Raw genomic sequence first — 12,505 nt, 5'->3', positions numbered from 1 at the left:
TGAATACAACGCTTAATGTTCCGCTTCCAACCCTTCCATCTATTGCTGAATTCTACATCAGGATGTATGATAGTTCTATGATCATAGAACTAATGAATTTATAAACTTACATACATGGACACATGTATAAGAAAGGGGAATGATTCAATTGTCTACTTATCTTCTTGTCCACGGAGCATGGGATGGCGGATTTGTATGGAGGGAAGTCGCATCCCTGCTTCGACAAGCTGGTCATGATGTGTACACTCCCTCCCTCACTGGACTTGGAGAGCGAACACATCTAGCTCATCCAGACATTGATCTCCATACATTCATTCAGGATATTGTAGGGGTCTTCACTTATGAACAGCTCGAGGATGTTATTCTTGTTGGACACAGCTTCTCCGGAATGGTAATCACCGGTGTAGCTGAAATTGTGCCTGATCGAATCAAGCAGCTGGTTTATGTTGATGCCATGCTTCCCCGGCATGGAGAGTCTGTTGCGACTCTCTCAGCTCCATACTTGGATAATCCCTATCCAAGTACTGCAGATGGCGACACACCGGCGTTTATTGCACCACCTAACTTAACAGATCCGCGTAAATCGCCAATGCCGACACGTTCGTATATGCAGGAGCTATCTATTACCAATGAGCGTGCCGCTGCCCTTCCTCGCATCTACATAGAACCGCTGGATCATCCTGATAGTTGGCCGATGGCTGCCTTTTTCCGTGCGATGGCCTTGCGCGCCCAGGATGCTGGCTGGCGTTATATGAGCCTCGAGCAAGGAGGGCATTGGCTCATGAAGACTCAACCCGAACCATTGTCCAAGCTGCTCCTGAATCTATAATCAACATAAAAATGCCCTTAATCCACATTAAGTGTGGATTAAGGGCATTTTTATGTTGAATCAATGATATGCGATTATCTTCCGCTCTTCAGTTCCGTCCACAAGCGATCATACAATTGCAGATTTTTACCAACATCACCGAGCCATTCTGTACGTTCCAGTTCTTCGTCAGTTAAGTTGATCATTTTATTGTCCAGATACTCTTTGCTATGGTGCTCTTTCGCCTTCGTCACAGGATTGCTGTAACCGATAGCCTCATAGTTCTTCGCACTGTTCTCTGGATCAAGCATGAAGTTGATGAACTTCTCCGCTAATTCCTTATTCTTCGTACCCTTTGGAATCGCATAGTTGTCCGAGAAGATCGTGCTTCCTGTCTTCGGAATCATGAATGCAACATCTGGGTTCTCACCATGAATGACAGATGCATCGCCAGACCATACCGTACCAATCCAGCCTTCTTCCGCAATCATCTTCTGCTTGATGTTGTCCGTATCGAAGGCAAGCACGTTCGGAACAAGCTTGCGCAGGTCATCAACAGCCGCGTTGATTTCCGCTTCATTTTGGGAACTGTTCGATTTGCCTGCCTTCTTCAGCGCCATACCTACGATCTCACGGTTGTCATCCAGAAGAAGTACTTTACCCTTGTACTCATCCTTCCACAAATCCGCCCAATCGGTTGGAGCTTGCTTCACATATTTTGTGTTGTAGGCAATGCCTGTAACACCCCATGTATATACGATAGAGTACTTGTTGCCAGGATCAAATTCAGGGTTTTTGAAACGATCCGTGACGTATTGGAAATTCGGAATATGATTTAAATCAAGTGGCTCCAGCAAATCTTGCTTAATCATGCTAGCCACCATATAGTCGGACGGTTGAATTAAATCATAATTCGCGCCGCCGGCTTTCAACTTCGCCAGCAGTTCCTCGTTGTTGGCAAAAATCGCATAGTTAACTTTTACGTTATTCTCCGATTCGAATTTCTTGATCATATCCATATCGAAGTTATCTGCCCAGCTGTACAAATTCAATGTTTGCTCCGGCTTAGAAGAGCAGCCTGCCAGTGCAGTTAGTGCCAACATCCCGGCCAATACGACCGCGAACCATTTCTTTTTGTTCAATTCTTGTTACCCCTCTCTGATCCTGCAACAGATCCTTAGAATGTATTAATTATTATGATTCAAATTCACTTGCTCACATCGGGTGAACAGTGAATTAGAACGGCAACATAGAGCTTTTCTTCTCTCCGTTACCGCGGTTCAACAACCATTGCGCCAGTACGATCAGCACAACGCTCAAGATAATCATTAGCGTACACAAGGCGTTGATCTCTGGAGAGATCCCCCGTTTTACCAAACCATAAATGTAAATCGGCAAAGTTGTCGAGTTCGGTCCGGCAACAAAGAAGCTGATCATAAAGTCATCAATCGACAGTGTGAAAGCCATGATCGCTCCGGCAAGCACGCCTGGCCATATCGAAGGCAGCGTAACATAGCGGAATGTCTGCCATGGTGTAGCACCAAGGTCAGATGCTGCTTCTTCAAGCTGCTTGCCCATGTTGGCAAGTCTGGAAGCAACGATTACGTACACGTATGAAATACTGAACGTGATATGTGCAATAATAACCGTCATTTTGCCCAGATCAATCTTAAACTGGCTGAACAGCACCAGTAGGGACAAGCCCATAATGATATCCGGCACAATAATCGGCAAGTACAACAATCCGATTACGCCTTGCTTGCCCTTGGCAGTCATTCGGCGAAGTGCAATTGCAGCTATCGTGCCAAGCACAGTCGAGATGACTGTAGATATCAACGCGATTGACAAGCTGTTGCTGAGTGCTTCCATTACTTGCCGGTTGTCGAATAGTGAACTGTACCATTTGAACGTGAAGCCGCTCCAATTCGAATTAATCCGCGAATTGTTGAACGAGTACGCGATAATCAAAAATACAGGTATATAAATAAATAGAATTAACAGTATCGAATGGAGCGCAAGAAGCGGACTCTGCTTCTTTTTGGTTGCTGCCTTCATGCCCCCGCCTCCTTCGATGCATCATATTTGGAGCGGAGTGCTCGGTTGAACAGCCCAATAATAATTAGGGAACTGATCACGAACACGACTGACAGCGCGGAACCGAATGGCCAGTCACGCGCACCTAGGAACTGATTCTGTATAATATTGCTGAGCATTTGCGCCTTAGCGCCGCCCAGAATGTCTGTAACAACGAACATCCCCGCTGTTGTCACGAAGACAAGCACACTGCCTGTCATCATGCCAGACTTCGTCTGCGGCAGCGTAATATGCCAGAACGACTTCCACTTCGTAGCACCCAAATCACTGGATGCCTCAAGCAATCGCTTGTCCATTTGCTCCAAAGAAACATAAATCGGAAGCACCATATACGGAATGAACGTATAGACCATTCCAAGCAGTACTGCTCCCTTGGTATAGAGCATTTGCAGAGGCTCCGCGATCAATCCCAGATCAAGGAGCGTCTGATTAACGACCCCTTGCGTACGCAGCAAGAGTACCCATGCGTATGTCCGAATCAGGAAGTTAATCCAGAACGGAACCGTAATGAGAATGAGCAGCAGCTTCTGCTTCGCCGGGCTCGTCGTCGAGATATAATACGCAAGCGGATAGCTGAACAACAAGCAAATTGCCGTTGTTAGCACGGATAGCCACAGCGTATCCCAATAAATACCCAAGTATAAGGGATCGAAAAATCGTTCATAATTGTTCAGCGTAAACGAAAAGACGATATTTCCGAGCTCGTCTCGCTGCATGAAGGATACAGCGATGACCGCGATCATCGGCACGACAAGGAATATCGTCAGCCACAATACGACCGGCGCAATGATGCCAAATGAGCGTTTCATGAGCCGATCATCACCTCATCTTGCTTACTCCAGCTTACTCCAATATGCTGGCCAATCTCCCACGTCCGCTCGTCCTTGAAGTCAAGCACAACCGATACGTTCGTTTGGTCGTTATCCAAGTGCACGATCAGCTTGTGGATGTTCCCCAAATAAACGATATCCTGAATAATTCCAGTACGAGGCGCACCTTCCACATCCGCTGTCACATGAATTTTCTCTGGACGTACGGTGAAGAGGTTCTCTTCATGGAATACGTTGTTCTCCCCTACAAACGTAGCTGCAAACAACGTCTCCGGGCGTTCGTAAATATTTTTAGGAGAGTCGATCTGTTCGACACGTCCGTTATTCATAATCACGATTCGATCCGACATCATCATCGCTTCTTCTTGATCATGGGTTACATATACGAATGTAATGCCCAAGCTCCGCTGCAATTGCTTCAGTTCAGCCTGCAGATTTTTGCGCAGCTGCAAATCAAGTGCACCAAGCGGCTCGTCCAATAGCAGCACCTTCGGCTTGTTAGCAATTGCCCGTGCAATCGCAACACGCTGCTGCTGTCCACCAGACAATTGATGTGGATAACGCTTCGCAAGTGCTGTTAGCTGCGTCAAGCGAATGGCTTCATCAATACGCTTGCGCTGTTCAGCTTGCGGAATTTTCTTCATCTTTAGGCCGAATTGAATATTTTGCTCGACCGTCATATGAGGGAACAACGCGTAATGTTGAAATACAAGATTCAAATTCCGCTTGTTCGGAGGTAAGTTCGTAACATCTTCTCCATCTAGGCGGATATGGCCAGATGAAGGCTGTTCAAAGCCAGCAATCATGCGTAAAATGGTTGTCTTCCCACAACCACTCGGACCGAGCAGCGTCAAAAATTCCCCTTCGCCAATCGTAAGCGACAGAGGATGCACAACGGGTTGCCCGGCAAAATGCTTCTCCACATTTACCAGTTCAATCATTAGCATCAACCCCTTACATCGTCAGTCTGCCAATTGGAGCAGCTGTTCCTGCATGCAGCATGCCATCGCAATGGCAAGCTAACACGCTCTGCAGCACCACCCCAAATGGGATGAACAAGAATGCGCGCAGTGTATAGGATACGTTCTTATTCATTAAGCAAAAAAAGCCATATCCATTGGTATGGCTTCTACGTCCCGTTCACGTTGGCGTTTTTGCATATCCAATATACATCGTTTTGTCTGACGATACAACTTATTTTAACGTAATTTCGACAAAAACATACATTTCTCTTCAACGGTTCGACCTATTTCCAATAGCGATCAGGCCATGAGGCACTTATTTACATTCGAACTATCGGAGAATACGATAATATTCATTTCCCCTGTTACATTCTAGGGCTTTGTTCCCTAAAATACAACCCCTAATCCAAGATGGCTTCCATACAAAAAGGCACTATGTCATTTCTGACACGAGTGCCCCTTGATACAGCGCCATTTCTGATGTACTCCTACCCGCCTAATTGGGAATATTTCATTGATTTAACAGAAGGCTTTCATCCATGCCGACGCTGTTACTGCACGCTTCATTTCAGTTGTTGCTGCGTGCTTTATTTCAATTGATATTGAATTTGCACCTGTGCATTCAACTTAATAAGGCCGCCCTGCAAAGAAGTTGAAGCAACATCCTTTTTCATATCCGACGGGCTTGCTGCGTCGTACATCACGCGTATCGGGGACCAATCCGCCCCAGACTCTGTAATCGTAAGTGCTGCACCTGCTTCACGGCCTGCTGCTTTCGCGAGTGTGGATGCCTTCTTCGCTGCATGCTGCACTGCCTTCTCCAGCACCTGTGCCTCATAGTCAGCGCGCTTCTCCGTATCGAATTGAATACGGACTACTCGGTTCACACCTGCATCAGTAGCTGCATCTACTAAGCTCCCTAGTCGATTCAAATCGCGATACGTCACACGCACAGCATGCTGAGCTTGATAGCCTATGATTTGAGGCTCTTTATTTTCCACGTATTTATATTCAGGATTAACCGAGAAATTGACCGTCTTCAGATCCTTTTCCTGAACACCATATTTCGAAGTAAGCACCTGTTTCACTTTTTCGAATAACACTGCATTTTGCTTTTGTGCTTCAGCCGCTGTTTTCCCACGTGTATCTATTGCAAGTTCCGCATAAGCCACATCAGGCGTTACTTCCAATTCCCCCATGCCCGACACGTTCACTGTATCCTTCACACTGAATTCTGCCGCAGCTGCATGCACAGGCACTGGTGCTGCAACTCCTGCCCCCACAAGCAGCGCTCCTGTAAGCATAACCGCCATCGTCATTCGGCGCCATGTCATTCTTCCTGTCAATTGCGTCATAATCCATTCCTCCATCACGTTATAGAATGTAAAATTGACTTGCTTCTTGTCTTCTAAACGTTAACAAGGTAAATATTGTTGCAAGTCCGGCCATAACTTTAGATGATTTTCTGCAGTTATTGAGTCGGTACAAATGTAACGCTGCAGATTCATTTTTATAATCATTAATCTACAGTTTTATACAATTTTTGTCATTTTATGCTTATTTCGACCTGTCGATCGGTGAAAAACCATGATATGGTAGAGCTGTAATTTCCATTAAAAGACGTCTGAGGAGGAATACATGTGATTCGTAACAAAGGAAAATTCGCTTTACTTGTTGCTCTTGCATTGAGCATGCTTGCTCCTGCATCATTATCAGCCAAATCTGCTGATGAATTGATGATCGAACAGAAGTACGGACCGGAATCGGGGTATTCGAAGGTATACCAAAAACAAGACATTGCTAAGGCATATATCGCTGTATACGAATGGTCAGCTGATTTCTCCACGACAACCCAACAACAAATTAAGAAAGACATCGTAGTTCCTATCGATACTCTCCGCACTACCCTCCAGTTGAACGTCAGCTCTGAGAAAAATACCGGTAGCAATGAAAAATTCAAGGTCGAATTAGAGATGTACTACCCTTGGGCAGGTTATTTGATCGAAGAATCACGCGAACTTAGTGTAGGTTATCAAAATGCTCCTGTATACTTCTATAAGCTCAAGCCAGGCAATACATATCGTCTGCGCATTAATGGGAATGTAAAAGGATCTGTTGACGTCTATAGAGAATAGGTGCGTTCAACAATTAATCGTAACAGCGGCACACAAACACAGCCTGATCTCTTGAAGGAGATCAGGCTGTATCACATTTCATACCGTTCATCTGATGCACCATTCAACAAGCTTACCATAATAAAAAAAGAGCCATTATGGCTCTTCTCTTGATCACAGTAGCAGCTCGCTGCTTCCACTATGATTGAACACGATGTCAGCTACAGATTAGCTGTCCAATTCTTCCTTGCTCACAAGCCCGACTAAAGCGCTTACAGCCTGATCGGCGTCCGCGCCATCCGCAGTAATGGTAATTGACGTGCCGGTGCTGATTGCGAGACTCATAATACCCATGATGCTCTTAGCATTGACTTTCTTATCTTCTTTTTCAACGAAGATATCCGAAGAATATTTATTCGCTTCTTGAACGAACAAGGCCGCAGGTCTTGCGTGCAGTCCAGTCTTCAAACGTACGACAATTGGTTGTTGAGCCATGCGAATCATACCCCCTATATTCCATGTAGTTTACATTACACAAATTTACGCTAATTTGCTCTATTTCATCACATATTAGCATTATAAACGATTTTAAGCGAGGAATAAAGTTTATCTCGCTATCCGTTGCGCATTCGCTCAGCCAGCTCGTCTATCTTGCGCAGTCGATGATTGACACCGGATTTACTAACCTTACCGCCCAGAAGCTCTCCCACTTCCTTCAGATTAATATCCGGGTGTGCCAATCTGACCTCGGCAACTTCTCTCAGCTTATCTGGGAGCTTATCTAATCCAAGATGCCTATCCAGATAACGGATATTTTCGATTTGGCGCACAGCCGCACCAATCGTCTTATTCAAGTTAGCCGTTTCACAATTGACGATTCGGTTCACGGAGTTGCGCATATCCCGCATAATACGGACATCCTCGAACTTGAACAGCGCCTGGTGAGCACCGATGATATTGAGGAACTCAATGATTTTCTCGCCCTCTTTGATGTACAGGACGAAGCCCTTCTTGCGCTCAATGAATCGTGCATTCAACTGGAACTCATTCGCCAGATCAACTAATGCGCGGCAATGTTCCTCGTACATCGAGGATATCTCCAAGTGATAGGAAGATCCCTCTGGATTATTCACCGATCCTCCTGCCATGAATGCTCCTCGCAAATATGCGCGTTTGCAGCAGTTATTTTCAACAATCTGCGTGTCAATGCCGTCCGTGAACAAGAACCCTTCCGATACAATGTGCAGGTCACGCAAAATCTCCTGCACACGCGTCGGAATACGTACAATGTACACATTATTTTTCTTCAAGCGCATCTTCTTGCGTACAAGCAGCTCCGTATGCACTTGAAAATACGTTTTAACAAGCGTATAAATGCGGCGTGCGATCGCTGCATTCTCTGTAGAAATGTCCAATATTACCTTGCGGTTGGACGAGAGCTGCACAGAACCGTTCATGCGCATTAGCGCAGACAGTTCCGCCTTCTCACAGCACGACTCGGATTCGATCATGGTTAATTCTTTTTTTGTCTGTGCTGCAAAAGACATAGCGGCTCACCTCTTTCGTAACATCCAATTTTCCACAAGCTGATAAATATGATGACTAAGCTTATCCGCGTCATGACGCAGATAGGTGCGGAACAGCACTAAGGAATCCGCGATTACCTGATATCCACGCTTCGTCACTTCTTCCATATCCAAATGGACAGCCTTCGCCCCCTGTTCGGCATATTTATCCTGAACTTGTGGCGGAATCTCCCCATTGTTCACGATAACATAATCAAACAATTGAGTGCCGACATGAAGCTGAACAGCTTCCAAATGATCACTCACGGAATAGTTATCCGTTTCTCCCGGCTGAGTCATCACATTACATACAAAAATCTTTACCGCATTTGATTCCAATACTGCCTGTGCCAGCTTCGGTACGAGCAAGGTAGGAATAATGCTCGTATACAGGCTTCCTGGTCCAATCAGGATGGCATCCGCCTGACGGAGCGCCTCAACTGCCTCAGGCAACGCCTCCACCTGTTCCGGTTCTAAGAACACACGCTTAATGCGCTGGCCGGCTTGCGGGATTGATGATTCGCCAGACACAATAGACCCGTCTTCCATCTCGGCCTTCAGGACAACTGCTTGATTGGCTGCAGGCAGTACCCGGCCCCGAACCGCAAGTACGCGGCTCAGCTCCCGAATGCCTGCAACGAAATCGCCGGTAATATCCGTCATCGCCGCCAATAGCAAATTGCCCAGACTATGTCCTGCAAGTCCAGATCCACTCTTGAAGCGATACTTCAACATTTCCGACAGCGATGGCTCCACATCAGCCAACGCTGTCAATACATTGCGTATATCTCCTGGCGGGGGCATCTGCAGCTCGCTGCGCAATATACCAGAGCTGCCTCCATCATCCGCCACAGTAACGATTGCGGTAATATCGAGCGGCTTCTCCTTCAACCCTCGAAGCATGACCGACAGCCCTGTGCCGCCGCCCATAACTACGATACGTGGGTTTACGCGCTCTTCTTTTTCACATGCCATAACGACCCTCCACTAATGCCGATCTCTCTCAGCATCACGGTGACTGACACGGACAACCTCCGTATCACTCGCTCCGATTGTACGACCTAAATATTCTGCAATGGCCACTGATCGGTGCTTGCCGCCTGTGCATCCGATGCCGATGATAACCTGACCTTTCCCTTCCTTGCGATACTGCGGCATAAGGAAATTCAGCAAATCAAGCAGCTTAGCAAGGAACGCCTGTGTTTCTGGCCATTTCATGACATAATCATAAACTTCAATATCCTGTCCAGTTCTCGGGCGCAATTGCTCCACATAATGCGGATTCGGCAAAAAACGTACGTCAAAAATGAGATCCGCATCAATCGGCACCCCATATTTGAAACCGAACGAAGTCACATTCACCGACATCATATTCTGATCCGCGTGCGTGAATCGTGCCGCAATTCGTTCCTTCAATTGTACAGGCTTCAAATTGCTCGTATCAATAACCTGTGTCGCCCAACCCTTCAAATCTTCCAGCAGTGTGCGTTCCTGCTTAATTCCTTCAAGCGGCATGCCGCCTGGATTGAGAGGATGACGACGACGGCTCTCTTTATAACGCTGCACGAGAACAGCATCCGTTGCATCCAAGAACAATATTTCACAATTAATGGTAAAGTGATCCCGAATATAATTAATGGATTCTGATAAGGCCGTGAAAAATTCTCTGCCGCGCAAGTCAATGACAAGCGCTACCTTGCCAATCTTACCCTTGGACTGCTCGATGAGTTCAGCAAACTTCGGTATAAGTACTGGCGGCAAATTGTCCACGCAGAAAAAACCGAGATCCTCCAAGCTCTGTACAGCTATTGTCTTCCCTGCACCAGACATCCCCGTAATGATAACCAGCTTCGCAAGAGCTGTCATCTCTGTCGATTCCATCATCGTTCGTCCTCTCCTTCTTACAAGATTCGGCTACGAACGCAAGAACAAGCCTGCCGCACCAATCATACCCGCATCATTGCCTAGCTCTGCTGGAACGATGGATACGCCGCGCGTAACCGGGTCAGGTGTTAACTTCATGAATGTTTCACGAATTTGCTCGAACAGGAACTCGCCTGCCTTCGATACGCCTCCGCCAATAATGAACCGCTCTGGATTCAGCGTCACTGCTACAGCAGCCATCGCCTTGCCTAAGTAATAAGCTGCGCGGGATACGATGCGCACTGCGACCTCATCTCCCGCCTTCGCCGCATCGAATACATCCTTTGCTGTAATGCTCTCTACCAAGGATAAGGAAGTGCGATCTCCGCGTTCAACTGCATCATTCGCCATCCGAATAATACCTGTAGCCGAAGATACTGTCTCCAAACATCCCATCTTGCCGCATCCACATTGGATCGCTTCCAGATCAGGGATAACCGCCATATGGCCAAGCTCTCCTGCTAGACCTGAGAATCCTTGTACAATTCTACCGTTAATAATAATGCCTCCGCCGACACCCGTTCCGAGCGTGTAGCAAACACAATGGTCAATGCCCTTGCCTGCGCCGCTCCACACCTCGCCAAGTGCGGCAACATTTGCATCATTGTCAATCTTAACAGGCTTGCCTAGACGTTCTTCTAATATGGAACGGATCGGCACATCCTTGAATCCTACGTTGGGCGCCAAGATGATAACGCCTTCCTTTACATTCGTAAATCCTGCGACTCCTGCGCCGACGCCAGCCACTTGGCTCCAATCGTAAGGAGATTGTTCCACAATGAGACGAACATATTTTTCGATATTATCCATGACAGTATCCGGACCCTTAGCTACTTCAGTTGGCCCCTCAAATGTATGCAGAAGCTTGCCTTCCGCATCACAGATTCCAACTTTAATGGCCGTACCGCCCAAATCGACACCCACGTAGATCTGCTCAGACATGCGTCATCCACCTTTTATATACGTAATCGAATTATGGTACTTTCAGTACCCACTATACGCGAACCCACTAGTCAGGTCAAGAGAACGGAGCCCCTAGCCAAGCGTTGTTAAGCCGCGCCAGAAGCGCGTACAAACCCATCCTGCGGCCTAATTTTCGGCCATACATTCCAGTCCGTTCGACACGCTTCCTGTCCCCACTTTTCCCGTTCGACCTCCTGCACTAATCATACGAAAACAAAGAGGGAGCCTACTGGCTCCCAACTTTCGAATAGTGAGTACTTTTGTACCTTATTGATTCAAAGACTGGCTCCAGTCCTGCGTAATATGTCCTTCCAAGAACTTCTCGCAGTCCAAAGCTGCTTGGCAGCCAGAACCTGCTGCTGTAATCGCCTGGCGATACTTCGTATCATGCACGTCACCTGCAGCAAATACGCCTGGTACACTCGTTTCCGTAGAACCTGGCTTCACAATTACATAGCCATGATCGTCCAGTTCAATGTGGCCTTTCAAGAAATCTGTGTTTGGCTTGTGGCCGATAGCAACGAACAAGCCGTCTGTTTCAAGAATTTCTTCTTCGCCTGTCTCATTGTTTTTCACTTTGAGACCTGTAACACCCATGCCTGTAGATACGACCTCAATTGGAGTACGATTCAAGCCCCATTTGATCTTCTCATTATTTTTCGCGCGATCCTGCATAATCTTCGATGCGCGAAGCTCATCACGACGATGAACAAGTGTCAACTCGGATGCGAAGCGAGTCAGGAAGTTAGCTTCCTCCATCGCAGAGTCGCCACCGCCAACAACGATGATTTTCTTCCCACGGAAGAAGAATCCGTCGCATGTCGCGCAAGCGCTGACCCCTTTACCCAAGTTCTCTTGCTCACCTGGAATATCCATATACTTCGCAGAAGCGCCTGTTGCTACAATCAACGTTTCTGTGACAATCTCGCCTACACCTTCAACTTGAAGCTTAAATGGACGGCTAGATACATCAACACTGTTTACCCAGCCTGTCTTGAACTCCGTGCCGAAGCGCTCAGCTTGCTTACGCATATTGTCCATCAATTCAGGACCTTGGATGCCTTCTGGGAACCCAGGGAAGTTCTCAACTTCTGTAGTCGTCGTCAACTGTCCACCTGGTTGAGGTCCCTCGATCACAAGCGGGTTCAAGCTGGCGCGAGCCAAGTAAATCGCTGCTGTATAACCAGCAGGTCCTGTGCCGATAACAACTGATTTATATACTTTGTTCTCCATGGGGTTGGCCTCC

14 protein-coding genes are annotated in these 12,505 nt (G+C 47.0%); 2 read left to right on the top strand and 12 right to left on the bottom strand.

All coding sequences use genetic code 11. From position 1 onward, the window contains the following. The first annotated feature begins 148 nt into the window (after positions 1–148). Positions 149–829, top strand: a complete 681-nt coding sequence (locus tag M3661_RS27280; RefSeq protein ID WP_065292235.1) for an alpha/beta fold hydrolase — start codon at positions 149–151, stop codon at positions 827–829. Between the two features lie 74 nt (positions 830–903). Here the strand turns inward: M3661_RS27280 and M3661_RS27275 are convergent, their stop codons facing one another. The 6 genes from M3661_RS27275 to M3661_RS27250 form a co-directional block, all read right to left on the bottom strand. Then, positions 904–1,950 (bottom strand): ABC transporter substrate-binding protein, encoded by a 1,047-nt coding sequence (locus M3661_RS27275; RefSeq protein WP_044354024.1) that lies wholly within the window; start codon positions 1,948–1,950, stop codon positions 904–906. A 94-nt stretch (positions 1,951–2,044) separates the two neighbouring features. Further along, a complete protein-coding gene (locus tag M3661_RS27270) occupies positions 2,045–2,863 on the bottom strand; it encodes an ABC transporter permease (RefSeq protein ID WP_065292234.1) in 819 nt (272 codons plus the stop codon). Continuing rightward, positions 2,860–3,711 (bottom strand): ABC transporter permease, encoded by an 852-nt coding sequence (locus tag M3661_RS27265; protein ID WP_021252835.1) that lies wholly within the window; start codon positions 3,709–3,711, stop codon positions 2,860–2,862. The genes M3661_RS27270 and M3661_RS27265 overlap by 4 nt, the downstream gene beginning before the upstream one ends. Beyond that, positions 3,708–4,679, bottom strand: coding sequence for an ABC transporter ATP-binding protein (locus M3661_RS27260; protein WP_028533457.1), 972 nt, complete (start codon positions 4,677–4,679; stop codon positions 3,708–3,710). Before M3661_RS27260 ends, M3661_RS27265 begins: the two co-directional genes overlap by 4 nt. A gap of 7 nt (positions 4,680–4,686) precedes the next feature. Then, positions 4,687–4,827, bottom strand: a complete 141-nt coding sequence (locus M3661_RS27255) for a hypothetical protein (RefSeq protein WP_175400538.1) — start codon at positions 4,825–4,827, stop codon at positions 4,687–4,689. A gap of 454 nt (positions 4,828–5,281) precedes the next feature. Next, positions 5,282–6,049 (bottom strand): SIMPL domain-containing protein, encoded by a 768-nt coding sequence (locus M3661_RS27250; protein ID WP_065292232.1) that lies wholly within the window; start codon positions 6,047–6,049, stop codon positions 5,282–5,284. A gap of 285 nt (positions 6,050–6,334) precedes the next feature. On the opposite strand from M3661_RS27250, the gene M3661_RS27245 reads away from it, so the two are divergent. Further along, positions 6,335–6,829 carry a hypothetical protein gene (locus M3661_RS27245; protein WP_251490053.1) on the top strand — a complete coding sequence of 165 codons (495 nt, stop codon included), beginning with the start codon at positions 6,335–6,337 and terminating at the stop codon, positions 6,827–6,829. Between the two features lie 207 nt (positions 6,830–7,036). Here the strand turns inward: M3661_RS27245 and M3661_RS27240 are convergent, their stop codons facing one another. From M3661_RS27240 to trxB, 6 genes are all read right to left on the bottom strand, one after another. Next, on the bottom strand, positions 7,037–7,303 hold the full coding sequence (locus tag M3661_RS27240) for an HPr family phosphocarrier protein (RefSeq protein WP_005545782.1): 267 nt from the start codon (positions 7,301–7,303) through the stop codon (positions 7,037–7,039). A gap of 119 nt (positions 7,304–7,422) precedes the next feature. Next, positions 7,423–8,355 (bottom strand): DNA-binding protein WhiA, encoded by a 933-nt coding sequence (gene whiA / locus M3661_RS27235; protein ID WP_021252839.1) that lies wholly within the window; start codon positions 8,353–8,355, stop codon positions 7,423–7,425. 6 nt (positions 8,356–8,361) lie between these two features. Then, entirely contained in the window at positions 8,362–9,348 is a 987-nt protein-coding gene (locus tag M3661_RS27230; RefSeq protein WP_021252840.1) for a gluconeogenesis factor YvcK family protein, read from the bottom strand. A 12-nt stretch (positions 9,349–9,360) separates the two neighbouring features. Next, the gene (gene rapZ / locus M3661_RS27225) at positions 9,361–10,257 is read right to left on the bottom strand and encodes an RNase adapter RapZ (protein ID WP_021252841.1); all 897 of its coding nucleotides are present in this window, start codon (positions 10,255–10,257) and stop codon (positions 9,361–9,363) included. A 30-nt stretch (positions 10,258–10,287) separates the two neighbouring features. After that, on the bottom strand, positions 10,288–11,238 hold the full coding sequence (locus tag M3661_RS27220) for an ROK family glucokinase (protein ID WP_021252842.1): 951 nt from the start codon (positions 11,236–11,238) through the stop codon (positions 10,288–10,290). 288 nt (positions 11,239–11,526) lie between these two features. Continuing rightward, positions 11,527–12,492, bottom strand: a complete 966-nt coding sequence (gene trxB / locus M3661_RS27215; RefSeq protein WP_065292229.1) for a thioredoxin-disulfide reductase — start codon at positions 12,490–12,492, stop codon at positions 11,527–11,529. Between the last annotated feature and the right edge of the window lie 13 nt (positions 12,493–12,505).

The sequence above is a fragment of the Paenibacillus sp. MER 180 genome, from assembly GCF_023713665.1.
Lineage (GTDB): Bacteria > Bacillota > Bacilli > Paenibacillales > Paenibacillaceae > Paenibacillus_B > Paenibacillus_B suaedae.
Note: the sequence above shows the minus strand (reverse complement) of the source record. Positions and strands in the feature narration are given on the sequence as shown.